Genomic DNA, 25,809 nt, shown 5'->3' on the forward strand with positions numbered 1-25,809 from the left:
AACAAAAAAATCGGAATCGTAAAGAGTTCCGATTTATTACTGCTTCCGATAGAAATCCTTGTTGCCAAAAACGAGAAAAGCGGCACCTTTAGGTTAACTTTGGTACCGCTTATAAAACATCGTTTGTATCTCATCCCGCAATTCCCTTCGTTTCTCCGCCGGTTTCACCAATTCGACGGCACTTCCCCATCCCAGCACCCATTTCTTGATCTCCATCCAGCTGGTAATCTTGGGAAACACGATCTCCCCCACCGCTCCCCTTTCTCGAATTTCCCGGATTCTTTGGTCCGGATGCCACTGCTTTTCCCGTATCCTTTCAAAGACGTTCGGATCATAGATCCTTATCACATAATCCTGCTTAACTTTACTGTGCTCCGCCTCCAACATCTGCTTGATATATTTTTCGGCGTGATTCCGTTTGTATTCCCATATATCCGCTTTCTTTCTTCTTCCCAAAGAAGACGGACGAGAGATGCGCGAAATATCGCGGATTCGATCCAACCGGAGATGAATCAGCGGAAGATCCGGCCCATCCGGCCATTTGACTATTTTTCCGATCAGATAAAAAAGATGTTTCGCATAATAAACACCGTAAGGATCAAAATATTTGCGCCCCCCTCTGTGCTCAAATTGCAAAATTTGATCATATCGGATCGCCTCAAACACATCCTGCAGGGCACGATAAAAATGGGTGCGGTTCCTCGGGAAGCCATACTCGCTTACAAAATAAAAACCGGACCATTCCTTCAGGCGGCGCACATCCTCCTCCCGCAACACCGAATAGGTATGCTCCAACAACTCCTGATACGCCCGTTCCCCTTCGCCCTTCAACAGGGGCTGCACCTGCCTCAGGGCCAGAAAGAGATACAGCCGCACCTCCGGCGACAAATTCGCCACCGCCCGGGCAAAATTGCCCTGATAATAGCCATGTCCCCGGATAATATACTCCCTTTGATTCCGTTGATTAAACATTTTTTCGAGATATTTGATATCTCTGCGTATTTTCTCCTGGGACACCCCGTACCTTTCCGCCGCATCCCGGATCCAATGCCGTCGGGAATCCAGCAACATCTCGGCCAACATCGACAACAAACGCTCACGATGCCTCACATGGGCACGGTGTACCTTTGACATCCGCCATCTCCTCGCTGGAGCAATCTACTGACGGCAACGGTCGACCTCGACGAAGCCATCCTCTTGCCGAAGTGTTCTCATATCGACAGGGTGTAACCGGCTTTCACATGATCAAAGTGTTCTCATATAGTAACATTTTGCAAACGAAGATGGTGCAACATTAGTCACCTTCAATCTTCTTCACTAAGGAATTTTTAATTGTGACGGTAAAATGGCTCGCTGTCTGGATACCGTAAACCTGTGTTGCAATCCCTTTAGGTGTTTCCATTGTGACGCAGAAATTCAAAGCGCGTTGGATGCTTTTTTTCCAAGTTTCAATCCTCTTTATTGAGGTGTTTTCATTGTGACCTGGAGCGCTATAGCCAGCGCTTTTATTTCGTTCATGTTTCAATCCTCTTTATTGAGGTGTTTTCATTGTGACAGAGCAAGGCGAGTGAGTTCAATTTCCGGACGTACGTTTCAATCCTCTTTATTGAGGTGTTTTCATTGTGACGGCGGGCGCGGAGTTTCTTGGTAGAACTGGTTTCCTAAGCGATTTTCCGAACACCTCCTTAAAATGACCATTTTTTAGGAAATGCTATTCTTGTTCAAAAATGATCAAAGTGCTGTTTTCCCTTGTCTGACACGGGTTTGCACGTTTCCGAACATCTCCGGGGTTTTTGCCAAAGCTCCCGGTGTTCGGAAAATCAATTTTGTCATTAACTACAAGTCCCTAAATCAATAATGTTGCATTTTCACTATAACTTCCGGAAACAATTTCGTCAATTGAAAAAATGAATGTACCAAGATGGACTTTTTCTGAAAATGCTCCCTGCCACTAATCCGTCATATCCGTAAAAAACTTAGATTCTCAACGCCGCTTGGAACAAGGCCTATAGATGCATTTACATGCTTATACGCTGAAATAACACGAGCAGAATTCTTTGTGCCTATACATAAGCAATCAATTCATACCCTGACAGTGATCTGCAGAATAAACTGTTCACCATCATGAGCAATATGGTCTTCTTGGCCATTATTTCACAGCTTCTTTCAACCAGTTTTCCGGAACACTTCTGAAGAGTGCTGTATTTTCGTCTTCTTCACTGGATTGTTTTACGGAATGGATTTGATTATTTTTAAGCAAATTTTCTATAGTTCCAGCCCTTCCTTTAACCTTTATCCCGTAAATAATTCGGGTATCATGATTTGAAAGCTCTTCTAATTTCATTTCAATCGCCCGGCGTTTGGCCAGAGCATTGTTTCTTGCCTTCTCAGACAATCCCTCGTTTTTTTCAAATTCCTTCAATACCTCAATTTGTCTGCTCAGAGTTGATTTCATTATTTGGATGAATCTTTTCTCTGACTCTATCATGGATTCCTTCGGATTAAGAGAATATGCACCAACTGCAGTGTGGTCTCCAATGTCGATCATGTAACTCCAACCCTTGATCTCCAAATCATTCTTTTTTGCAAAATCGACGACCTCTTTAGCGGTCATTTTCTTATTCAGAGTGATTTGGGCATATACTTCTTTATTGTTGTCAACTCTACTAATCCATTTTTCGCCTATGCCTTTTACTTTGTCTAACTGGTTAACAAGAGCCGATTCTATCTTCTCCTCCTGTTCTTTTGTGTCTGACTCTGTTTGAGTGCTTGCAAATGCAATAGTTGTACCGATGATGGCGGCCCCCACGACCAAAGGAATAAACTTTTTCTTCATAGGATCCTCCTCCTGCAATGGCTCACACTTCCTTCTGGCTTACTGAACCGGTTCCCGGTTGCTTGGATGCGAGCGGAATACCGCCATTCCCACCTTTGTACCGTTTGTTTGTGATAATCCCATAAATGTTGAAATGCCGCGGGAGTTGTATTCCTCCATCCGCCGGCGTCGATGTAGGCGGCATCGCGGGACATGCGGTTGTGAACGACGGCGGTCCGCACCCCGTCCATAATCATGGGTGGGACGATGGGCATATGCCGATTCCTCTGAAGAAGTGCCATCCCCATCCCGGTCGATCGCGGACCGGGGCCACGCCTTTCACAGCCATGTGTGTGTTCCGGATGACGGGCAACTGGGGAAGTATAAGACCGCCGTCGTGAAGGCCGGGACAAATCTGGTTTCCGGTTGATGAAAAAACATCGGGATCGTATCCCGGACAGGGCGATGCTCGGGATGATCATGACATGCCGGTCGCGCCCGGAACCAGCATGGCCCATTTCCGCCGGGTGATGCAGATCCCGAAGAGAACGGCGGTCAGGATCGCCGCGCCCACAGACATCCCCGCCCGCTGGACGGGCTCCCAACCCCATTCAACTATCCGGGGATGCAATGGGACTTTGCACAGCTCCACCGCCTGTAATGTTGCGATTTCTATGCCAAGTCTTTGGACCGGGTCATGATCCCTTTTCGGTCAAGTATTTTGTTCCAGACACACCTCCGCCAGCACCTCAACCAGATGCAAAACGCGAATGCGGCCGGCCTCTCCCATCCGCTCCACCCCCAGCCTCATCTGCAGGTGACAGCCGGGATTGGCGGTGACGATGGTGGCGGCGCCGGTTTTCGCCGCCTCTTTCATCTTGTCGTCCAGGATCTTCATGGACTCTTCAAAGTGAAGGAGATTGTAGATGCCGCCGGACCCGCAGCAGCGGTCGGCCCCCTCCATCTCCACATAGACGGCCCCCGGAATGGAGCGAAGCAGTTCCCTGGGTTCCTCGACCACCTTCTGGACATGGCGCAGGTGGCAGGAATCCTGGTAGACGATGACCCCTTCCCACTCCCTCCGAAAGGCGGGCAGGCCGAACCGGACCAGCACCTCCGAAATATCCCGGGTTCTTTCCGCCAAACGGGCGGCGCGCTCCCGCCACTTTGGCTCATCCTGGAAAAGGCGGTCGTATTCCCGGAGCATCGCCCCGCATCCGCCGGCGTTGCTGACATAAATCTCCGCCCCCGACGCTTCAAAGACGCGGATGTTGGCCTTCGCCAGCTGTTTGGCCTCCTCCCGCATTCCCTGGTGGGCGTGCAGGGCCCCGCAACAGCGCTGGTTCTCCGGGATGATCACCTCCCACCCCGTTTGCCGAAGCAGTTCGACAGTCAAGCGGTTGATCCCGTGAAAGACTTCATCCATGATGCACCCTGAAAAAAGGGCCGCCCGTCCCTTTTTCCGCCCCTGGGCAGGCAGGAGCGCACCCCGCCGAAGCCGCGAATAAGGCGCCTCCACCCGGGGCAGCACCTTCCCCAGCTGATGGAAGGCGACGGACCTCCGCCGCAAAAATCCCGAACGCAGCATTAGGGATTGCAGGCCGGTTTTTTGAGACAGCCACAACAGCGTCCCCGCCATCCGCAACCTTCCCGGATGGGGAAGGAGATGGCGGAGCAGCGCCTCCTTCATCCTCTCCCCCAGCGGGGAGGGCGCACCCCTTCGCTCCTCGGCCACTGCCTCCTTCGCCTCCTCCAGGATCTGCCCGTAGGGTACCCCCACCGGACAGGCGGCTTCGCAGGCCCGACACCCCAGGCACAGGTCGATCGGCTCCGCCAGATCCCGGATCACGTCCGTTTTTCCTTCGGCGGCCAACTTGACCAGGTTGATTCTTCCCCGGGGGGAAGCCGACTCCTTCCCCATCGATTGATAAGTGGGACAGACCGGTAGGCAATATCCGCATTGCACGCACCGGAGGGCGGAATCCCACGCCTTTTCCTTAAGCAGATCCCTTCCCCTCATCGCAGGACCACCTTGGTCTGACCCGGGGCGGGAAATATTTTGCCCGGATTGAGGATGTTGTTCGGGTCCCAGGCCTCTTTGATCTTTTTCATCATCATCACGCCTTCCCGCCCCAGCTCCATCTCCATGTAGGGGGCCTTCAAGATCCCGATCCCGTGCTCCCCGGACAGGGTTCCCCCCAGGGAAACGGCCGCTTCGAAGATTTCTCCCACCGCCTTTTCCACCCGTTCCATCTCCTCCCGGTTCCGCTCATCGGTGATGATGTTGGGATGCAGGTTTCCGTCCCCCGCGTGTCCGAACACCACCAGCTGCAGCCGGTACTTCTCCCGGATCCGCTTCAGATGCTCCATCATCTCCGGAATTTTCTCGCGGGGGACCGTGGCGTCCTCGGAGATCTTCGTCGGACCCAATCGGGTGATCGCCGGGGAGACCATCTTCCTCGACATCCAGATCTTCTCCCGCTCTTCCTCACTCTCCGCCACCCTGCACCCCCCTGCTCCCTGCAGGAGGCACAGCTCCTTACAGCGATGAATCTCCTCATCCACCGCCAAAGGATGCCCGTCCACCTCGATGATCAGAATCGCTTCCGCATCGGTGGGCAATCCGTGGGGGCGGTAACTTTCCACCGCGCGGATGCAGGCATTGTCCATCAATTCCATCGCCGCCGGCAGGATGCCCGAGGACAAAATCCGGGTGACGGCGCAGCCGGCATCCTTCAGCCGCGGAAAATGAGCCAACAACGTCCTGCGGGCGGGAGGCTTGGGAATCAGCCGGAGGATCGCCTCGGTGACGATGCCCAGGGTTCCCTCCGAACCGACGATCAACCGGGTCAAATCGTAGCCCGTGACGTTTTTGACCGTCTTTCCCCCGACCCGGATCACCTCCCCCGTCGGCGTCACCACTTCCATTCCGATCACATACTCCTTGGTCGTTCCGTACTTCAGCCCCCGGGGACCGCTGGAATTTTCCAGCAGGTTGCCCCCGATGGTGGAAACGTGGGAGCTGCTCGGATCCGGCGGATAGAAGAGGCCAACCGCCTCCGCCTCCCGGTGAATCTCCGCCGTGATCACGCTCGGGGTCACGACCGCCAGCAAATTCTCCCGATCCACTTCCAAGCGCTTGGGATATTGCGACATGTCGATCACGATGCCGCCCTTGACCGGAAGGGGGCCTCCGCTCAAGGAGGTGGCCGAACCGCGGGGATAGAGGGGAATCAGGTGCTTATTGGCCAGACGGACCAGCCGGGCGATCTGCTCCGCCGTTTGAGGCTGCACCACCAACTCCGGCAAATACTGCCCGAAGGAGGCATCAAAGCCGTAGGTGTACCGGTCACCCAATCCGGTCAGGATTCGGTCCCCAGGAAAAATCGCCTCGATTTCCCGAAGGATTTTCGGATCCATCCGCAAACCTCCTCGAAACAGATATCCGAACAAGGCCCCGGAAGAAAACCCCGCGGCGTAAATCCCCTTCCCACCCTGGAACTCGCCGAAACATCGCGGAAAAAACCGGAGGGGGGAGCCAACCGATTCCCTCCCCGGGCTGTCACTTTTCAGTCGATGTCCAGCGGCAACCGGGGGTTGCGGGCCGGATCTCCTCATCGGAAAAGCCGCACCGGGCGATCCGACAAACCGGTTGGGGGTTTTCCCTGCGAGGGATGAAGGAGTAACGCTCTGCGATGGGCCTTTCTCATGGGCGTCACTGCCTTCCCGGTACGATGGGCCTTGCGGAAGCAAGAAGAAAGCATCCGTCTGATCGAACCCTTTTTGGACAACAAATGGTCTCCCGAGCGGATCGAACTCGGCGGAATCCCTTGTCAAAAGAACCGCCCGACAAAACCGGATCGCTCTTCGACGAACGTCGCTCCCTTCCGATTCAATTCCTGCCGGAAAAATTGGAGAGCATCGAGAAAAAACGATTCCCGATGCCCTGGAGCAAACCGGAGAGCAGATCGCCACCGCCCCTTTCCAGGCGGCGCCTCGTATGCAAGACGGACAGGTCACAACGGATTCAGCGGAGACCCTTCAGCGCCTCCCGCCACTCGGCGGCCAACGCTTGGGCCCTGGAAGCGAGCAGGACGATGTCCATGGAACAGGTGATGTACCGGATTCCCATCTCGGCGTATTCCACGACGTGGTCCGCCGTGGGAGCATGAATCCCCACCGTCTTCCCGCGGGCGCGAAGGCGCTCAGTGATTCGGCGGATGGTTTCGCCAAGGAGAGGATGGTCAAACTGGCAGGGGATGCCCAGGGACTGGGACAGGTCGGCGGGCCCGATGTAGTAGACATCCACCGAATCGCCGGAGGCGTCCAGGATTTCGTCCAGCCGCTCCACCGCCTCTTTGGATTCGATCTGGACGAGGATCAATCGCCGGTCTGCCGCTTCGGACACCTCGGCAAAGGGGAGCGTTCCGTAGCCGTCCGCCCGGCACCCGCCGGCCACCCCCCTCATCCCCCTCGGATGAAAACGGCCGGCCCGGACGACGGACCTGACATCCTCCCCGCTTGCCACATGGGGGATGATCACCCCCTCCGCTCCCAGATCCAAGGCCTGGCCGATCCGGGTGCCGTCCTTGCCGGGAACCCGGACAACAGCCGGAATGCCGCTCGCCTTGGCGGCGAGGATCAACTGGTCCAGCTCCGCCGTCCCGATCGGACCGTGCTCCTGATCGAGGTGGACAAAATCGAACCCGGCGGCGGCGATCGCCTCCACCACCATCGGATGGGGAATCCGAATCCAGGTGCCGAAAACCGCACCTTTCGAGGCCAATTTTTCCTTCAGCATTCTCCGCCCTCCTCCCCTCACGGATTGAATCATTCCTCCAAATCGGTCTTTTCAGATCCCTCGGGCGGCGGGGCGAAAGCGCCCGCTGCAGATCACTCAAACGCCACCGCCTTCTTTTCCCGGTCGCTGCGGATGGCGCATTCGATCACCCGGATCACGTCCCGGGCATCTTCGGGGGCGACGGGCACCGGGCGGTTCGAGGCAATCGCCTCCGCCATTTTCTCGTAAAAGGAAGCGTAATCTCCCGGCAGGGTTTCCACCCGCCCCCTTACCGAAAGTCCGTTCCAATTGATGCTAATCTCCCCGTGGTTCTCCTCCCGGTCCCTTCCGTATCCCGGATCCGCGGGAGATGCTCCCCGCTTCAGCTGATCCTCCTGAGGATCCATCCCGTATTTGACAAAGCTCCCCCGCTCCCCGTGAATTTGAAATCGCGGCCCCGGACTGCGCACCAGGGAACCCGAATGCAAAACCGCCTTCATCCGCCCGTAGTCCAACACCAGATGAAAATAGTCGACGGCCTTCGCCCCGGGGCGCTGCGCCTCCAAATCGGCCCAGACCCTCCGGGGCGGGCCGAACAACACCAAAGCCTGGTCGATCAGATGAGAACCCAGATCGTACAGGGTCCCCGAGCCCGGCAGATCCCATTCCCGCCAGCGGTCGCGGACTTTCGGACGGTAACGGTCGTAGTGGGATTCGTACAGGGAAAGTTCACCCAGGCAACCGGATTCCACCAGGCGGCGCACGGTGAGAAAATCGCCGTCCCACCGCCGGTTGTGGTACACGCTGAGCAAAACCCCTTGCCTGCGCGCCAGATCGATCAGCTCTTCCGCCTCTTCGGAGGTGACGGTAAAGGGTTTCTCGACGACCACGTGCTTGCCGGCGGCGATGGCCGCCTTGGCCAAAGGGTAATGGAGGGTGTTGGGAGTCGTGACGACGACGAGGGAGACATCCCTTCGGGCGAACAATTCCTCCGAGGTGGCGAGCACCTCCACCCCCGGATGATCCCGCAGCACCTTATCGGGCTTGCTGGAGACGACCGCCGCCAGTTCCATCCCCTCCACATGCCGGATCAGCGGAGCGTGAAACACCGCGCCGGACATGCCGTAGCCGATCAGGCCCACCTGAATGGTCATGCCTTATCTCCTCCCATTCTCTCTCCAGCGCCATCGGACGTTCATCCCATTTTGAAAAGATTGTTCTCCCTTTGTCACAAATCGCTGGTTTCTCTGTGATTGGAAACGATGAAAGGTGTGATATGCTGACCATGAACGGGGCTTCACAACCGCTGCCGTCCCGTCACGGATGCTGCCCGCGTCCGACAACGAAATCCGCAAGCCGTGAGGAGGCATCGAAATGGCAAAATATCAACCCAGACTGGATCTTACGGACTGGAAGCGGACGAGCGCGCAGGAAGTGGACAAAATCATGGCGATCGTCGCTCCCGAGTTGCATTCCTTCATCGAAGAGCACGCCTCTCTGAGCCGGTTGATGGACCGGGTCCGGGAGGGTTACGACGCCGAAATCTACCGGGAGGCTTTGAATCAAATCGGTCACGAGTTGGAACATCACTTCCTTTTTGAAGAAAAGTACATTCTCTCCCGCCTGGAAAACCACATTCCGGAGACGGAAGTGGGACCCATCGCCAAATTAAAAAGCGAACACGACGTCATCCGGAAACATCACAGGGAGGCGTTGGACATGTTTGAAGGCCACGATCCCGAAAACCCCTCCCAGGAACTGATTCAGAAAATGGGACTGCTTGCCTACCTGCTGAAAAAACACATTGAAAAGGAAGACCACTACCTGTTTCCCCTGTTCAGCGTGATTTTAACCGAGGATGAGAAGAAGGCGATCGCCAGAGACGTCAATCGGCCCTTGTAAATGTGCGTTGCCGGATGTCAGCCCTTCCCTTCCGTTCCCCTGGCGGCGAGGCGCCTCCCCAGCCAGATCGTCATTCCGGGCGCGACCAGAAACATGGTGAACAGCCGGATCATTTGGATGGCGGCAACCAGTGTCACATCGCGGCCGAGGGTGAGCGCGATGGTGGCCATCTCTGCGGCACCGCCGGGGATGGTGGCCAACAGGCTGGTCACCAATCCGACGGAAGTGACCCGGTAAAACAGATAGCCGAGGCCCAGGGAGATCAGCAGCGTAAATATCATGACGAGCATCATCGTCTTCCCCAACCGGACAATCCGGATCCAGGTGGCGCGGTCGAATTTCGACCCGACCGAGACGCCCAGGAGCATCTGGCCGATCATGGTATACGACAGCGGCGCCTTATCCAAATGAAACCACACTCCGTTGCCGATGACCCCCAGCAAAACGGCCAACAAAAAGGAAGCGGCGCGGAACCGGATCCGGGTGGACAGCCACCAGGCGAGCGTACCGATCAACAAAAGCAGCGGAGTCCAGGAAGCCCCGAGCCCAATGGAGGGTTCCGCTCCGCCGGAAATGGCCTCCCCGCCCGGGCCACCCGCCAACCAGGGGGCCAAAAACGACATGGAAACGATGATGAGCACGATCCGCGCCGTATGGTAAGTGGCGACGATCCGGGAATCCGCCCCGTACGCCTCCGAGTAGCTGATCATTTCGGAAGCCCCTCCGGGAACGCAGCAAAAAAGGGCGGTCATTCCGTCCAGATCGGACAATTTGAAAAGCAAATACCCCGATACGAACCCCAGGACCATGATCGCCAGAAGATAAACGATCAGCGGCACCGCCAGGCCGATCAGCGACTGATGAAAAGAGAGGGAAAAGGAAAAGCCGATGCTTACGCCGATCAAGGCCTGGGCCAATTGGGTGACGCCCTGCGGAACGGGCAAGGTATCGGAACGAAGGGTTTGCAGGAGAGCCGTCGCCAACATGGACCCCAAAAGAAACGGAAGAGGAAGTCCCAACAAAAAAAAGGAAACCCCGCCGATGGCGGCAACTGTTCCTGTGAATAGAAGACGCCTTGCAGTGATCATTCTCCCATTCCTTCTTCGGATCGGATCACCGGGGTGCTTTTTCCCACATCCTAATCGATGACGGGAAAAGGAGTCAACCTGTCCTTTCTCTTTGCCCGCCTTTGCTTCCCGGGAAGCGTCTTCTCTTTCTTTCACTCCTTCACTTCCACCCATCTCTTCGTCCGGTGGCTTTCCAGAATCGCGTCGATCAACACCATGATCCGGTGGCCGTCTTCAAAAGTCGCGAAGGACGGGAATCGCCCTCCTTCCTCCGCCGCGCGTCCCTCTTTCTTTCTTCTCACTTCTTTATAGAAGTCGATCAACAGATTTTTCAAACCGTCCGGCCACCCTTCCTGATGTCCTCCGGGATAATGGGCCATCGACGCGGCCGGCTCCGAAAGGATCGACGGATCCCGGAGCAGCTCCCGGTTGGCCTCATCCCGCTTTCCGATCCACAGGCGGTTCGGCTCCTCCTGGTCCCAGGCCAAACTCGCTTTTTCGGCGGAAATTTCGAAGTAGAGGCGGTTTTTTCGCCCGGCGCTCACCTGGGACACGGTGAAGACCCCTTGGATTCCTCCCTCGAAATGAACCATCACGATACCGCAATCCTCGGTGTGGATCGGAACCTCCTCCCGGTCCCCATCCTCGCTTTTCGCAAAGGTGGTCACCGGTCCCTTCGGCTTGTAACGGACGGGATGCACCGTCTTCAAATCGGCGAACACCTCCACGATCCGGCGTCCCAGCACATGCTGGACCGTGTCGCACCAGTGGGATCCGATATCGGCGACGGCGCGGGTGCTTCCGCTCTGCTCCGGATCGAGCCGCCAGTTATAATCCGTGTTGTAAAGCAACCAATCCTGCAGATAACCTCCCTGAACCAGATAAACCTCGCCGCATTCGCCCCCGGCGATCGCGGCCCGGGCCTCGGCCACCATCGGATAATGGCGGTAGTTGAAACAGACGCCGCTCACTCCCTCGCTCTTCTGCGCCCATTCCATCAGCTGCCGGGATTCCCGGCTGTTCAGCGCCAAAGGTTTTTCCGACAAAAGGTGCTTGCCCGCCTCCAGCACCTCGCGGTTGAGCGGAAAATGAAGGTGATTGGGGGTGCAGTTGTGAACCGCTTCCACCTCCGGATCGTGGATCAGCTGACGGGCATCCCCGTACGCCTTGGGAATGCCGAATTCCTTTGCCACCTGTTCCGCCCGTTCCTGACGGCTTGAGGCGATCGCCACCACTTCCACCTGATTCAACCGCCTCAGCGCCTCCAAATGAGACTTGGCGGAAAAACCCGTCCCGATAATCCCGACTTTGATGCCCAATGCCCTTCTCCCCTTTTTGAAATGTTCTGATGAATGATTTCACCGGAACGGAAGGGAAAACTTCCTTTCCCACCAAGAAACTTTCCCTTCCCAAGACTTCAAATAACCCCTCTTTGCTACAGGTCCGGATCCCATGCCTGCCGCTCCCGCTCAACCCCTTCCCTCCATCCGGATCCACATGATCTGGTAGGGGGCGAGATCCGCCTGGCCGTCGACATGCCGATTGCCGATCACATCCGTTCCGGAGGCGTCCACCTTCAACGAAATCCTCTGATCGGACACATTGACCAGCGCCAAAATCCTCTCCCCCGTCTCCTCATGGAGAGTCGGTGTTTATCTTTAAAACGGCTTTAAAACAATGTTCGTGTATATGAAGTTCGTTTGCAGTTCCGTTTGCAAAAAAGACAAACCGAGATCAATCCACCAGACATGATGAAGGCCGGGTGTAATACCCAGCCCTCTTTCATTTTAGATCCACTTTACTGAGGTGTTCTTATTGTGACAGCAACGTCTGGGCTCTGTATGAAATCCCACAGGAGCAGTTTCAATCCTCTTTATTGAGGTGTTCTTATTGTGACAGTTATGGGAAGCCCATTCTCTTCGAGGACTTCCCATGTTTCAATCCTCTTTATTGAGGTGTTCTTATTGTGACGGGAATATTCGGGTTTGCGCTTTTCGCCATCAGCGTTTCAATCCTCTTTATTGAGGTGTTCTTATTGTGACCATCCAGTTAAAGGGCGGAATGTTGGCCATTGCCGTTTCAATCCTCTTTATTGAGGTGTTCTTATTGTGACAGCGGACGCTGAATCCCTTGATATGCTTGGACTTCTACGCCGTTTTGCGAACACCTCCTCCGAATAACCATAATTTAGTTGATTTCTCGCTTGTTTAAGAATGATCAAAGTGCTATTTTTCCTTATATGATGCGGGTTTTCGCGTTTGCGAACAACACCGGGGTTTTTACCGAAGCTCCCGGTGTTCGCAAAATCCATTTTTTTATAGTCAAAACCCCGGATAAAATGATAGGGGCACCACAGCAAGACAATTTTATTCTAAAGAGAAGGCCCGTAACCCGACGACAACGCCATGCGCTGTATTTACACTATAACTCTCGAGGACAATTCCGTCAATTGAAAAAACGGCTCCCCATGCACTTGGTTTTACATTTCGGATACGAGAAAGAACAAAAAAACCAGGGATGACTCCCCTGTTTGCATCCAAAGCGAAAAAACGGTACGTGAGCTTGCGTGCATCAGCCCTTACATCAGGCAGCATTCGTCTAAGTAACTGGAAATAGATGTCCTTCGTGTCATCTGGTTACGGTCCAGGCACTTCCCTTACGGCTTTGTCCAAATCCCACCGATGCCCCGCCATGTGCCGCTTCGTTTGGTTGCAACGGCAAAGACACTCCGCGGCCCATCCCATTCTTCCTTCCGGAAGGAATGACGGATGAGCCGTGCATGATGAGTCGGTTCGCCTCCATGAGGATAGGGCCGATGTCCCTGTTTACCCTTTGACGAACACGGTCTTGATCGAGGTGAAAAATTCGATGGCAGCCCGCCCTTGTTCCCGCGAATGAGAACTGGACTGTTTCATGCCGCCGAAGGGGGCCTGCAGCTCGACGCCGGCGGTCTCCGCGTTGACCCGGACCAGGCCTGCATCCACTTCGTCGATAAAGGACAGCATATTGCCGATATCCCTCGTAAAGATCGAGGCGCTCAGCCCATAGGGAACATCGTTTGCCAGCCTCAATGCTTCTTCCAGGGTTTCCACCCGGATCAGGGCCAACACCGGCCCGAAGATCTCCTCCCGGGCGATCGTCATGTCCGGCGTCACGTCTTCAAACACGGTCGGTTCCACAAAAAATCCGTCCTTCAGATGTCCTTCCTCCAGTCTGCGTCCGCCGCAGAGCAAAGTTGCTCCCTCCTCCACTCCCTTCCGGATGTAGGAGAGAACCCTTTGCAACTGCTCCTCGCTGACGAGCGGTCCCATCCAGGTTCTCGGATCCATCCCGTCTCCCACCTGGATCTCCTTCACCCGGCTCAGCAGCTTCTCCTTGAACGGATCGTACACGGCGCCCTGCACAAACACCCGGCTGGTCGCCGTGCACTTTTGCCCGGAGGTGCGCAGGCCGCCGCTGACGGTCGCCTCGACCGCCCGGTCCAAATCGGCGTCTTCCAGGACGATCACCGGGTTTTTCCCGCCCATCTCCAGCTGATATTTGGCGCCGCGGGCCACCGCCCTTTGGCCGACCCGCCTTCCCACCTCATTGGAACCGGTGAAGGTGATGCCGCTGATGTCCGGATGGTCCACGATGCCCTGCCCAATAACCAAGCCGCTGCCCATCACCAGATTGACCACCCCGGCCGGCAGCCCCGCTTCCTCCATGCATTCCACCAACTTGGTAGCGGTGACCGCCGCTTCCTCCGCCGGCTTGAAAACCACCGTGTTTCCGTATGCCAGCGCCGGCGCCATTTTCCAAAGGGGGATCGCCACAGGAAAATTCCACGGGGTGATCACCCCAACCACGCCGAGGGGCACACGGGTGGTAAACATCAGCCCCCCGCTGTCGGTGGAAGGGATCACATCCCCCACCTTCCGCATCCCTTCCCCCGCATAATATCGGAGAAGGGCGACGCCACGGGCCGTCTCCCCCTTGGCTTCGGGAAGCGTCTTGCCCATTTCCCGGGTCATCGTCTTCGCGATCTCATCCGCCCGGCGCTCCAGAATGTTCGCCATGCGGTGCAGAAATTCTCCCCTTTCCGGTCCGGACCGCTTCCGCCAAAAAGACAAGGCGTTTTTGGCGGCGGCCACCGCCTTCTCCAGATCGTCCCGGCCCGAAATCTGCACATAACCGACCACGTCGTGGCGATTCGCCGGATTGATGGATGCCTCCACCTCTCCGGTGGAAGCGGGAACCCATTTTCCACCGATATAGTTGAGATAGGTTTGAATCCCCGTTGTCATCGTCAAGGAAGCTTCACCCGCCTTTCATCTTTTCCGGAAATCCGTTGCGACCCCGGCCTTTCGCAGGCGTCAAAACGTGGGGCCGATTCTCCAGATGCCGAAATCGTGCTGTCTCAGGATTTCCGACTTGGTCAGCTTGCCGGAGCAAACCTGCAGGATTTCTTCAAAAATCCTCTTCCCCACCGATTCCACCGACTCCGTCCCGTCGATGACCGTTCCAGCGTTGAGGTCCATGTTCTCCTGCATCGTCTCGAACATCCGAGTGTTGCTGGCGATCTTGATCACGGGCGCGATCGGCGATCCCGTCGGCGTCCCGCGGCCGCTGGTGAACAGGACCAGCTGGGCGCCGCCGGCCACCATGCCGGTCAACTGCTCGATATCGTGGCCCGGCGTGTCCATCCAGACCAGCCCTTTTTTCGTCGGCCGCTGCGCGTATTCCACCAGTTCCTGCAGTGGGCGCGTGCCCGCCTTCGCCGCCGCTCCCAGCGATTTTTCCTCCAGCGTGGTGAGGCCGCCGCGGACGTTGCCGGGGCTCGGATTGCCGGTCCGGATATCGACCCCCATCGCGATCGCCCGGTTTTCCATCGCCTCGATGACTTCATACACCCGCTTGGCCACCCGATCGTCCACCGCCCGCTCGGCCAGCAGGTGTTCGGCGCCGATCAGCTCCGTCGTCTCCGCCAAGATGGCTGTTCCACCCCGGTCTACGATCATGTCGCTGACCACCCCGACGGCCGGGTTGGCGGACAGGCCCGAGCAGGCGTCCGATCCGCCGCACTCGGTTCCCACGATCAGTTCCTCGAAGCCGAAGGGCTCCCGGGTCAGGGCGGAAGCGTCCTGCACCATCCGGGAGGCGATCCGGGCCGCCTGCGCGATCGCCCCCAGCGTCCCTCCGTGATCCTGGATCGAGACTACTTCCACCGGTTTTCCGCTCTTCGCGATCTCGTCGGCTACGCTTCTAGCCTGGTGGGTTTCGCACCCCAGCCCCATCACCACCACGCCGTACACGTTGGGATGGGTACCCATCCCCACATAGGTACGGAAGGTTTGCTCATAATCGGCGCCCACCTGGGCACAGCCGTGCTGGTGAATAAAGGAGACAGTGCCGTGAACCAGCTCCGTCACCCGTTGGGCAGCCTGCGTCGCACAGGTGATGGTGGGCAGGATCAGCACGTGGTTGCGGACGCCCATCCGTCCATCAGGCCTCCGGTAGCCCATCAGCTCAGGAAGACTCTCCGCGCACAACCCGATCACCCCTTCCCCTCTTTCCCTCCACATTGTGGACGTGGACGTGCTCCCCGACCCGGATGTTGCGGGTGGCCGCGCCGATCACCTCGCCGTACTTCCGCACATCCTGCCCCTTTCGGATCGGCACCACGGCAAATTTATGTCCGAATTCGACGGCATCCCGCAACACCACCGTAAACCGGCTTCCCCTGCACGAGACCTCCACGGCGGCGCCTGCGGGAATCAGGGACAGGGCGACGGCCACCGAATCTTCCGGGTTCAACATTACCGCCCTGTATCCCTCTTCCATCCGGATCTCCCCTCCCGTCCGTCAGTACTGCGGGACCGGTGCTTTGACATAGTTAATCAGGGTTCCGATACCGGAAATTTCGATCTCGATCCGGTCTCCCTCCCGCAAGGTGAAATTGTCGGGAGGCACAATGCAGGTTCCGGTCAAAAGCACGGTCCCGTCAAAAATCGGGTTGTCCCGGATCAAGAAGGACACCAATTCCTCCATTTTCCGCTTCATCCGCCCCGTGGTCGCCGACTCCTCAAACACTTTCCGTCCGCCGCGATAGATGCGGCAGGAGATCTCGAACCGATACGGGTCCTCCACCGTTTCCGCCAGTCGGATCGACGGCCCGATGGAGCAGGAATGTCTCCATATTTTTGCCTGGGGCAGGTAGAGAGGGTTCTCTCCTTCGATGTCGCGGGAACTCATGTCGTTCCCCGCCGTGTATCCAAGAATCCGGCCGTTCCGGTCGAGCACCAGTCCCAACTCCGGCTCCGGAACCTGCCAAGAGGAGTCGCTTCGCAGATAGACCGGCTGATGGGGACCCACCGTCCGAGCGGCGGTCGACTTGAAAAAGATCTCCGGCCTCTCCGCTTCATACACCTTGTCGTAACAGGTCATTCCGCCTTCCCCGCCGCCGGATTCCGCATTCCGGGCATCTCTGCTCCGCTCGTAGGTGACGCCGCAGGCCCACACCTCGGGGGCCTCGATGGGAACCAGCAAAGCGAGTTCCTCGTAAGATCTGTTCAGCGGCTCCAAAGAAGAAAGCACCTGCCGCAACAGCATCAGCGGCGTTTCCCCCCGGCGCTCCGCCGTCCTTACCAGTTCCAAAAAATCGGTGTACGGCAGGGGATAAATCCGGCGATCATCGGTGACCGCGGCCAGAACGGGGGAATATGGATCGCTTAAAAACCGGATGATGCGCATGGAAATTGCCTCCGCCCTTTGGAATTAAACCGGGTTTTGATGATGGATGCCGTAACCCAGTTTTCGGGAGATTTTCTCCGCCGTCTGTTTGAGCAAAAGGATCATGCTTTCCAGCCGTTCCTCCTGAATCCCCGCGATGGGAGACGACATGCTGATGGCGGCCGCCACCTGACCGAGGTGATCGCGGACCGGGACGGCCACGCATTGCACCCCCGGCTCATTTTCCTGATTGTCGATGGCGTATCCGAGGGAACGCACTTTTTCCAATTCGACTCGATAAGTCCGTTCATCGGTGATGGTGTTGGGCGTATGCGGCACAAATTCATACCCGTCCAAGATGTTCCGGATCCCCTCCTCGCTCTGGAAGGCGACCAACACCTTTCCGACGGCGCTGGAATGAATCGGTACCCTCCGGCCGATGCGCGAGTACATCACGATGCCCGAGGTGCCTTCCACCTTGTCGATGTAGACCCCCTCTTTCCCGTCAAGGATCACCAGGTGAACGGTCAGTCCGGTCTTCCGGGACAGATCCAGCAGATGTCCCCTGGCCACCGTCCGGATATCCAGCGAATGGAGCACGAGATTGCCCCGTTCGACCAGTTTGAGCCCCAGCCTGTATTTGCCGCTGTCTGCGTTCTGATCGATGTAGCCGTGGGCCTGCAGCGTTTTCAAGAGCGAGTGGACCGTGCTCTTGTGCAGGCCGGTGCGGCGGCTGATTTCGGTGATCTTCAATTCGGTGCGGTGTTCATCGAACAGATCGAGTATCCGGAGAGCACGGTCGACAGCTTGAATGATCGGCAATCCCTTCACCTCCGGTCCTGTGCGGACCTTGTCCGTTGTTTTCCATTTCCGTCACTTCCGAAAAATCCGCTTTTGCCAATGTCCACCCCGGCTGGCGGGGTGCTCCGATGAAAAGCCGAAGCCTGACCCGCGCCGCACGGGCTGATGGAAAGGTTTGACCGCCGCCTTTTTCGGCGTGTACCCACGGCGCGAGCCGTTTTCGGAACCGGCTTCACCCCGCGCGCATTCTCACCATTTTACGGATGTACGGGAGCTAACGCAGCACTTGGTCCGGGCGCTTAGGATCGATCTCCGACCAATAGGGTAGCCCTTCCACATCGCCTGCCACCGTCAGCGCATAGGCACCGGTCCGGTTGCCCAGCCGGATCGCCTCCCGATACGACCAACCCCTGAGCAGTCCCGACAGAAAGCCGGCGGCAAAAGCATCCCCCGCCCCGATCGGATCGACAATCGGTTCCACCGGATATCCCTCCACGTAGCCCGTCTCCTTACGGGTTGCATAATAGGCGCCCCGCTCGCCCAGCTTGACCACCGCCGCGCGGGCGCCGTTTTCCAGCAGGCGCGCGGCGATGGCTTCCGGCGTCCGCTCTCCCGTGAGGATCCGGCCTTCATCTAGCCCGGGCAGAACGATGTCGCAGCGGCTCGCCACATCCATCAGCACCCGCCGGGCTTCCTCCCGGGACCACAACTTCAGGCGGATGTTCGGGTCAAACACCACCAAAAGCCCGTGTTTCTTGGCCAGTTCAATCGCCCGCTCCACCGCCGCCGCACAGCTTTCGCTGAGGGCCGGCGTGATCCCGGTGAGATGAAGGATGCGGGCTTCGCGGATATACGACTCATCCAGATCCTCCGGACTCATCCGGCTGGCGGCGGAGCCTTTCCGGTAATAGTAGACCCTCGGCTCCCGTCCCGCCTGCCGCTCCTTGAAAAACACCGCCGTCGGATGCCGATCGTCGAAGATGACCCGGGAGGTGTCCACCCCCTCCCCCCGGATGAAATTGCGCACGAACAGGCCGAACTCGTCGTTTCCCAGGCGGCTGATCCAGCCCGCCCGATGCCCCAGCCGGGCCAGGCCAATCGCCACGTTCGACTCGGCGCCTCCGATCGTCTTCTCAAAGGTGTTCGCAAAGCGGAGCGGGCCAACCGACGTGGGAATGAAGAGCACCATCGTCTCCCCGAGCGTCACAACGTCCAGACTCATTTTCCCGCCACGGGGGCCGTCATCCCCTCAACCTCCTTTTTCAAACGAAACAAACCTTGTTCGATCCGCTCCGAAGGGAAAGATCGCCTTCAAAGGGCTCCCGGCAAACGCAACACGACTTTCTTCTTACCTGCTCCGACGGAACGGTTTCGGCTACCGGAGCACGCGCCTTCCCTGGGGCAGGAGGACGTCGTTCCGATAATCCAACTCGGCCTCCTCCGCCACCGCCAGCGGTACCACCCCGTGCGCCGCATCGGTATGGGCGACCAGCCGGTTGCCGGCTGCCACCCGCCGCTGACGCCTGCGGAGGCGGGAGAGCCGCTGCTCGGCCAGGGGCTGTCGGGCGGCGCGGACGGAATCAAATTCGAACCGCAGTTGTCCGTTTTGAAAGGCCGATTCATCCAGGAACTGGATCTTCTTTCCCCTCAGATCGAGATACAGCAGGTCCCCCGTCTTCAGATAGAGAATGCCGCCTCCCTGCAGGGCTTCAGGCGTCATGTGCCCGATCGCCGCGCCATAGGTCACCCCCGAATAGCGGCCGTCGCTGATGACGGTGACCAGCCGCCTCAGGGTTCGGTTGGCGTTGATGTGCTGCATCGGGGTGAACATTTCCGGCATCCCGAAGGCGGCGGGACCCTGTCCGGAGATGACCACCGCAATTTTCAACACGTGGTTGTTCACCATGTGATCGTACAGCTCGTCATAATCCATGTCTTTCCATCTTTCAACATGCTCCGGCCCATTGTGCCTCAGCATGGCCCGCAGGTTTTGATGGCTGAAGCGGCGCTCCCGCTTCAAATGCTCCAGCAGATCCGGGTCGAGCAGGCTTCGGTTGGCATCCTCCTCGTTTTCGTAGTAGAGGACGAAGGCCGCTTTCTTGTCGAACTCATCCAGTTGGGGCGTCGGCATGCCGCTGATTTTGACCACCGCGCTCTCAAAAAAGTTGCCGGTAAGCACGTCCACCCCGCTGAAGGGACGCCGGGGCTTGGACAAAATGATCGGATTGTCGGTCACGCGCCCGGCGGAAAGCCCCTCCTTCCGCGACAGCCGTTCCCGCCACGTGGTGCCGGTGACCGTGGGGGCATCCAGATCCATCGGGACCCCGTTTTCCAGAAGTTCGTGGAACAGCGTCTCCATGCCGCGGATCTTTCCGCTGCAGCACTGCAGGGCCAGGGCGAAGATGTCCCGCCCCTCCGTCAGGCTGTAGTCGAACAGGTCCGGAACCGGGTGTTCCTTGTGAATCCGGTCGATGTCCCAGAGGCTGAACCGGTAGCCTCCGTACAGCATCGCCGCCACCAGGTGCATCATCAGGTTGGTCGATCCGCCGGATGCGCTGTGGATCCGTATCGCGTTCCGGACGTTGGCGGCCATGATATTGGACACGCCGAAGACCGGATCGTTGATCATCGCCGCCAGACTGTCGAGAGCCCGGTTCACCGCTTCCTGGTCCGGAGGCTCCGTCAACAGCTCCAGCGCCGGATGGACCAGACCGAGACCGGCCACCAGATGGCGCGAGCTGTTGCCGGTTCCGTTGAAGGCGCAGATGCCGCCTTTGCCGTCACAGGTTGCCACCGCCAGCCGCTTTTCGTAATCCTTGTGCTCTTCTTTCGTCAGGATGCCGCGCTCCCGGGCCCGCTGAAGCACTCCCTGGAAAGCGGTGTTTGAGGAGCACTGCAGGATGTAGGTCATCGTTTCCCGCAAATCCTGCGCGATGTCGTCCGCACCCTGTTCTTCCGCCCTCCTGGCCACGTTCTCCAGCTCCCTGCGCAGATCCGGCGGGATCGTCCCTCCCTTCAACACATGGGCCGGTGCAAAGGTGGCAAAGAAAGGAGCTTCCCCCCGCAAGCGGCGGATCCGGTCCACATGGGCCAGCGCGCTGACGACCCCGAGAGGCTGTTAGTCGCATCCCTGGATCACGAAAGCCCCGTGATAGCTGTGGGCCTCGATCTGATTCACCACCATCTCCGCCACCGCGTTGCGGCTTTGCAGGGAATAGCTCATCCCCTGGTTGCTCTGCGCCGTTCCGTCACACATGACGGGCGTGGAAAAGGAAAAGGGCACGCCGCCGTTCTGCCATATGCGAAGGGCCGCCCGGGCCGTCGTCAGATAATCCATGATGTGGGCGGGATGATCGGCGGACCCGCCGATGATGACGATCCGCGGGGCGTTGTTTTCCAGGCGGTCATAAATCGCCTCCAGCGTCCAGTCGGGCGCAGGCCCCTCATAGGCCGGCCCGAGAACCTGTTTGGCGCGGTCGAGCAATCCCGCCACGCAGATCGGCTCGTTCGCCTTTCCCTGCACGTTGTCCCGGTAGGGATTCACCGGGTTGTCGATGGTCGGATAACGAAGGGCCATTTTTCTTCCTCCTTGTCCCGCCTCCAGGCGGTGAAATGGCCGGTCCGGGAAGAAGCCGCGAAACGCTACCATTCCGCCACGGTCCCGTCTTCATTTCTCCAGACCGGGTTTTTCCAGTTGTGCTCCCGCCGCGCCGCCTCTTCGACGCGCTTTTCATCGATCTCGATGCCGAGGCCCGGTCCCCCGGGAATCTGCACAAAGCCGCCGTCTCAGCGGAACACCCGGGGATCGGCGACATCATCGGGCAAATCGCCGTCCCGGCTGTAATGGATGCCCAGGCTCTTCCCGGATGATCGCACCCCGGAAGGCGGTGTGGGGTTTGACGCGGTTGATGACAATCACCTTGTCGGCCGAATAAGCTTGCCTGTCGGTGTAGACCGGCAGGCCGCTCGCCAGCCTTCCCACCTCCACCACGTCCATGGAGGAACGGATCGGCGCTTCCACCGAATTTTCAGTAATGACCAACTGTTTCAACACCTCAATCTGCCCCTCCGCCGTTGCCCCCCGTGGCTGCCCATGGGAAAGCGATGAAGGGTTGACCACCCCTGGAACGGACGAGGCGAACCACTTCCCGGGTCATGACATCGATATCCACGCCGCGGCTCCCCACAGCAATCGCCACCCGATCCCCTTCTGCAAATCCGCTCCAGCACTCTTTCCGCCGCAACCGCTTCCCGCACCGCTTTCGGAACATCGGCCACCTCCGGAGCCGGGAAGGATTGCCGCACCTTCACCATTCGGGGAAGGGGAACGTCCTTGAGCAGTGACTCGATCACCCGCATGAAAAACGCCCTCACCTCCCTCCCGTTTTGCTCACCGGTTCCTCGCCTTCTCCACCTCTTCGAAGAGCTCTTTGACCAGGTCTTCCCCCAGCTTTTTTCTGTACTTTTCAATCACCGGCTGGATGATTTGTTTCATCTTTTCCCGTTCCTCCGGCGACACCTCATTGATCTTGATTCCCTGCTTTTTCAGTTCCTCCAGGGCTTCGGCGTTCGCTTTTCGGTTCAGCTCCCGTTCATACTTTCCGGCCTCGATCGCCGCCTCCCGGATCAGCTGCTGATCCTCGGGGGAAAGGCGGTCCCAAAAGGATTTGCTGACCAAGAAGACGAAAGGGGTGTAAACATGCTCGGTTAAGGAAAGATACTCCTGCACCTCGTAAAATTTGTTGGACACGATCGTCGCCAGAGGGTTTTCCTGCCCGTCCACCGTCCCGCTTTCCAAGGCCGTAAACACTTCGGAAAACGGCATCGGCGTCGGGTTGCTCCCCAAGGCTTTGAAGGCATCCAAGTGAACGTCCGTCTGCATGGTGCGAATCTTCAGCCCTCTGAAGTCCTCGGCCCTCTTCACCGGCCGCCGGCTGTTGGTCAGATTGCGGTAGCCGTTTTCCCAGTAGGTCAACCCCACCAATCCGTGTTCGGGCAATTTGTCCAAAATCTTCTGTCCCAATGGTCCGTCAAGGACCGCGTCCGCTTCCTCCTCTTCATCAAACACGAAGGGGAGATCGAAAATCCCGAATTCCGGCACGATGCCGACCAAAGGGGAAGTGGACGGAATGGTCACTTCCTGCACGCCCGCCTGAAGCGCCTCCGTCATCTTCAGATCATCCCCGAGCTGGGCGCTGAAATAGGGGCGCACCTGGATGCGGCCGCCGCTTTTTTCTTCGACGATCTCCTTAAATCGGTTGAGGGCCTGCCCCTGGGGGTGATCTTCGTTCAGACCGATTCCCGCCTTGATCACGATGGCCTCCCCCGCCGACCCGGAGGTGCCGCAGGCCGCGGTCACAAGGGCCAGGCAGAGAACCACACACACCGAACCCCACACCCGTTTCATCCCGGAATCCCCCTTCTCCCTGAGAATCACTGCCATCTCCCTGACGAAGCCTGTTCCATTACCTCCCGGTTGACGAGGTACCGCGGATATCTCCCGTGCTGCAGCACCTCCCGGACCGCCTCGGCCGCCTTTGTCCTGAGCTCTTCCATGGCCTCTTCCGAATACCAGGCCATGTGGGGTGTCAGGATCACCTGTTCCATCGACAGCAGCGGATGGTCCGGCCGGATCGGCTCCTCCTCCACCACGTCCAAGGCCGCCCCGGCGATCCATCCCTCCCGAAGGGCTTCCAGCAAGGCCCCCTCATCGACGACCGGTCCCCGGGAAGTGTTGATGAGATACGCCCGGGGCTTCATGCTCCGCAACTGCTCCCTGCCGATCATCCCCCGGGTTTCCGCCGTCAGCGGCGCGTGAACGGAAACGATGTCCGCCTCCCGGCACAACCGGTCCAGGGAGACGAGGGTCACCCCCCGTTCCTCGGCGACCGACCGGGGAACATAGGGATCATGGGCGATCAGGCGGAAGCCCAAGGGCTTCAATTTCGCCGCCAGGACCCGGGGAATGTTTCCGAACCCGACCAGACCCACGGTCTGACCACGCAGCCGGCGAACCGGTGCGGCCCTCTTGAAGTCCCACTCCCCCCGTTTCACCAACCGGTCGGCCGCGGTGATGCGGCGCGCCAGATTGAGCAGAAGAGCGAGCGCGTGATCGGACACCTCGTCGAGACAATAATCGGGGACGTTGGCGACACAGATCCCCTTCTCCGTGGCCGCCGCCAAATCGATGGTATTCACGCCCACGCCGTAGCGGACGATCACCCGGCACCGGTTCAGCGCCTCCACCACCCTTCGCCCCAGGGGGGCATACTGGTTGAGAATCGCGTCCGCATCCCGGCAGGCGGCGATCACCTCCTCCTCTGTCCGGCACTGGACGGGAATCAGCTCAAAAGGGCCGCCGCCAAGCACCTTTTCCTCGTACCGCAGATCGGCAAATTCCCAATCGGTCACCACCACTTTCCACCGTTCCAAGGCGGTCACCTCCCATCAGGTCAGCCACTCCAACGGAACCGTGACAATTTGGGGAAAGAAGACAAGCAGAAGGAGGATGGCGATCTCCACCATCAGAAAAGGCCATAATCCCTTCACCAGCTCGCCGATGCTGATCCGGCTGATGCCGCATCCGACATAGAGCACCGTGCCCACGGGGGGAGTGATCAAACCGATGCAGAGATTGATGACCATGATGATGCCGAAATAGACCGGATCGATCCCCGCGGCTTTGACAATGGGCATCAACACCGGGGTCAAAATCAGGATTGTCGGGGTCAGATCCATCACCATGCCCACCGCCAGCAGCAACAGGTTGATGAGAAGCAGAAGCAGGAGCGGACGGTCGATGAGGGGATTCAAAAGTTCCGTCATCCCCTGCGGCACGTTGGCGACGGTGATTATCCAAGCGGAGACGATGGCCGCCGACGCGACGAACATGACGACGCTTGTGGTTTTCGCCGACCGGATCAGGGCGTCGTACAGCTGACGCGGCCCGATGTTGCGGTAAACGAACATCCCCACGAACAAGGCGTAAAAGACGGCGATCACGCCGGCCTCCGTCGGGGTGAACACCCCTCCCCGCAATCCTCCGATGATAATCACCGGCATCAGCAGAGCCCAACCCGCTTCCTTGGTGGCGGTCAGGATCTCCTTCACACTTTTCCGCGGGGGCAGCTCCGCCGTTTCCTTGCGGGACATGTAGAACCACACCAGCATCAAGCCGACGGCGATCAAAAGTCCCGGGACGATTCCGCCCATGAACAGCTGGGTGATGGAAACGCCGCTCACCACGCCGAAAAGGATCATGGGAATGCTCGGGGGAATGATCGGGGCGATGATTCCGGCGGAAGACACGATGGCGGTGGGAACCTTTTTGTCGTATCCCCGTTCCACCATCATGGGAATCAGGATGGCGCCCAACGCCGCCGTGTCGGCGACGGCCGAGCCCGACAGACCGGCGAACAGGACGCTGGCGATGATCACCACATACCCCAGCCCTCCCCGGACGTGGCCGACGAGGGTCATCGCGAACTGGACGATCCGCTTCGACATTCCCCCCCGGTTCATCAGCTCCCCGGCGAGGATGAAGAAGGGGATGGCCATCAGGGCGAAGTTGTTCGCCCCGTTGATCAGGTTCTGGGCGACGATCTGACTGTCCAGCATATTCAGGGAAACCATCAGCGCGACGGAGCACAGCATGAGAGCAAAAGCGACGGGAACACCTGCGGCCAATGCGGCGAACAACGCGGCGAGAAAAACCCACAACATGTTTTGCGCCC

The 25,809-nt window shown here is 58.2% G+C and carries 22 protein-coding genes, 1 pseudogene and 1 CRISPR repeat array; of the genes and pseudogenes, 1 reads left to right on the forward strand and 22 read right to left on the reverse strand.

Going from position 1 to position 25,809, the window contains the following annotated elements; translation table 11 throughout:
* Positions 1-93: 93 nt before the first annotated feature.
* From BM063_RS00415 to BM063_RS00445, 6 genes are all read right to left on the reverse strand, one after another.
* Positions 94-1,134, reverse strand: a complete 1,041-nt coding sequence (locus BM063_RS00415) for a helix-turn-helix transcriptional regulator (protein WP_092035353.1) — start codon at positions 1,132-1,134, stop codon at positions 94-96.
* A 1,015-nt stretch (positions 1,135-2,149) separates the two neighbouring features.
* Positions 2,150-2,836 carry a hypothetical protein gene (locus BM063_RS00420; protein ID WP_092035354.1) on the reverse strand — a complete coding sequence of 229 codons (687 nt, stop codon included), beginning with the start codon at positions 2,834-2,836 and terminating at the stop codon, positions 2,150-2,152.
* Between the two features lie 691 nt (positions 2,837-3,527).
* Complete coding sequence (locus BM063_RS00430) at positions 3,528-4,835, reverse strand: (Fe-S)-binding protein (protein WP_092035356.1); 1,308 nt, start codon at positions 4,833-4,835, stop codon at positions 3,528-3,530.
* Positions 4,832-6,235: an FAD-binding oxidoreductase gene (locus tag BM063_RS00435; RefSeq protein WP_092035357.1), complete on the reverse strand. Its 1,404-nt coding sequence runs from the start codon at positions 6,233-6,235 to the stop codon at positions 4,832-4,834. Before BM063_RS00435 ends, BM063_RS00430 begins: the two co-directional genes overlap by 4 nt.
* 607 nt (positions 6,236-6,842) lie before the next feature.
* A complete protein-coding gene (locus BM063_RS00440; protein ID WP_177198899.1) occupies positions 6,843-7,616 on the reverse strand; it encodes an HpcH/HpaI aldolase family protein in 774 nt (257 codons plus the stop codon).
* Between the two features lie 92 nt (positions 7,617-7,708).
* Complete coding sequence (locus BM063_RS00445; protein ID WP_092035359.1) at positions 7,709-8,749, reverse strand: oxidoreductase; 1,041 nt, start codon at positions 8,747-8,749, stop codon at positions 7,709-7,711.
* Between the two features lie 220 nt (positions 8,750-8,969).
* Between BM063_RS00445 and BM063_RS00450 the strand changes: the two genes are divergently transcribed.
* On the forward strand, positions 8,970-9,497 hold the full coding sequence (locus BM063_RS00450; protein WP_092035360.1) for a hemerythrin domain-containing protein: 528 nt from the start codon (positions 8,970-8,972) through the stop codon (positions 9,495-9,497).
* 17 nt (positions 9,498-9,514) lie between these two features.
* Here the strand turns inward: BM063_RS00450 and BM063_RS00455 are convergent, their stop codons facing one another.
* The 16 genes and pseudogenes from BM063_RS00455 to BM063_RS00515 form a co-directional block, all read right to left on the reverse strand.
* Complete coding sequence (locus tag BM063_RS00455) at positions 9,515-10,585, reverse strand: AbrB family transcriptional regulator (RefSeq protein ID WP_177198900.1); 1,071 nt, start codon at positions 10,583-10,585, stop codon at positions 9,515-9,517.
* A 131-nt stretch (positions 10,586-10,716) separates the two neighbouring features.
* The gene (locus BM063_RS00460; RefSeq protein ID WP_092035362.1) at positions 10,717-11,883 is read right to left on the reverse strand and encodes a Gfo/Idh/MocA family protein; all 1,167 of its coding nucleotides are present in this window, start codon (positions 11,881-11,883) and stop codon (positions 10,717-10,719) included.
* Positions 11,884-12,033: 150 nt separating this feature from the next.
* Complete coding sequence (locus tag BM063_RS17470) at positions 12,034-12,180, reverse strand: hypothetical protein (RefSeq protein WP_177198901.1); 147 nt, start codon at positions 12,178-12,180, stop codon at positions 12,034-12,036.
* 169 nt (positions 12,181-12,349) lie between these two features.
* Positions 12,350-12,677: a CRISPR direct-repeat array (repeat unit 37 nt; unit sequence GTTTCAATCCTCTTTATTGAGGTGTTCTTATTGTGAC).
* Positions 12,678-13,389: 712 nt separating this feature from the next.
* A complete protein-coding gene (gucD, locus tag BM063_RS00465; protein WP_092035363.1) occupies positions 13,390-14,850 on the reverse strand; it encodes an alpha-ketoglutaric semialdehyde dehydrogenase GucD in 1,461 nt (486 codons plus the stop codon).
* 69 nt (positions 14,851-14,919) lie between these two features.
* Positions 14,920-16,068, reverse strand: a complete 1,149-nt coding sequence (locus BM063_RS00470; RefSeq protein WP_177198909.1) for a UxaA family hydrolase — start codon at positions 16,066-16,068, stop codon at positions 14,920-14,922.
* 4 nt (positions 16,069-16,072) lie between these two features.
* Positions 16,073-16,387 carry a UxaA family hydrolase gene (locus BM063_RS00475; protein WP_092035365.1) on the reverse strand — a complete coding sequence of 105 codons (315 nt, stop codon included), beginning with the start codon at positions 16,385-16,387 and terminating at the stop codon, positions 16,073-16,075.
* Between the two features lie 21 nt (positions 16,388-16,408).
* Entirely contained in the window at positions 16,409-17,296 is an 888-nt protein-coding gene (locus BM063_RS00480; protein WP_092035366.1) for a fumarylacetoacetate hydrolase family protein, read from the reverse strand.
* Positions 17,297-17,320: 24 nt separating this feature from the next.
* Positions 17,321-18,097 carry an IclR family transcriptional regulator gene (locus BM063_RS00485; RefSeq protein WP_092035367.1) on the reverse strand — a complete coding sequence of 259 codons (777 nt, stop codon included), beginning with the start codon at positions 18,095-18,097 and terminating at the stop codon, positions 17,321-17,323.
* A gap of 253 nt (positions 18,098-18,350) precedes the next feature.
* Entirely contained in the window at positions 18,351-19,298 is a 948-nt protein-coding gene (locus BM063_RS00490) for a sugar kinase (RefSeq protein ID WP_092035368.1), read from the reverse strand.
* A gap of 153 nt (positions 19,299-19,451) precedes the next feature.
* Positions 19,452-21,653: pseudogene (locus BM063_RS00495) on the reverse strand (dihydroxy-acid dehydratase domain-containing protein).
* 65 nt (positions 21,654-21,718) lie between these two features.
* Positions 21,719-21,850: a hypothetical protein gene (locus BM063_RS18120; RefSeq protein WP_281246667.1), complete on the reverse strand. Its 132-nt coding sequence runs from the start codon at positions 21,848-21,850 to the stop codon at positions 21,719-21,721.
* A 40-nt stretch (positions 21,851-21,890) separates the two neighbouring features.
* Positions 21,891-22,130, reverse strand: a complete 240-nt coding sequence (locus tag BM063_RS18245) for a lactate racemase domain-containing protein (RefSeq protein ID WP_425439102.1) — start codon at positions 22,128-22,130, stop codon at positions 21,891-21,893.
* 1 nt (position 22,131) lies between these two features.
* Complete coding sequence (locus BM063_RS18250) at positions 22,132-22,347, reverse strand: hypothetical protein (RefSeq protein WP_177198902.1); 216 nt, start codon at positions 22,345-22,347, stop codon at positions 22,132-22,134.
* 119 nt (positions 22,348-22,466) lie between these two features.
* Positions 22,467-23,483 carry a TRAP transporter substrate-binding protein gene (locus BM063_RS00505; protein ID WP_092035442.1) on the reverse strand — a complete coding sequence of 339 codons (1,017 nt, stop codon included), beginning with the start codon at positions 23,481-23,483 and terminating at the stop codon, positions 22,467-22,469.
* A gap of 26 nt (positions 23,484-23,509) precedes the next feature.
* Entirely contained in the window at positions 23,510-24,508 is a 999-nt protein-coding gene (locus tag BM063_RS00510) for a C-terminal binding protein (RefSeq protein WP_092035369.1), read from the reverse strand.
* A 15-nt stretch (positions 24,509-24,523) separates the two neighbouring features.
* A complete protein-coding gene (locus BM063_RS00515) occupies positions 24,524-25,798 on the reverse strand; it encodes a TRAP transporter large permease (protein WP_092035370.1) in 1,275 nt (424 codons plus the stop codon).
* Between the last annotated feature and the right edge of the window lie 11 nt (positions 25,799-25,809).

The sequence above is a fragment of the Planifilum fulgidum genome (assembly GCF_900113175.1).
GTDB lineage: Bacteria > Bacillota > Bacilli > Thermoactinomycetales > DSM-44946 > Planifilum > Planifilum fulgidum.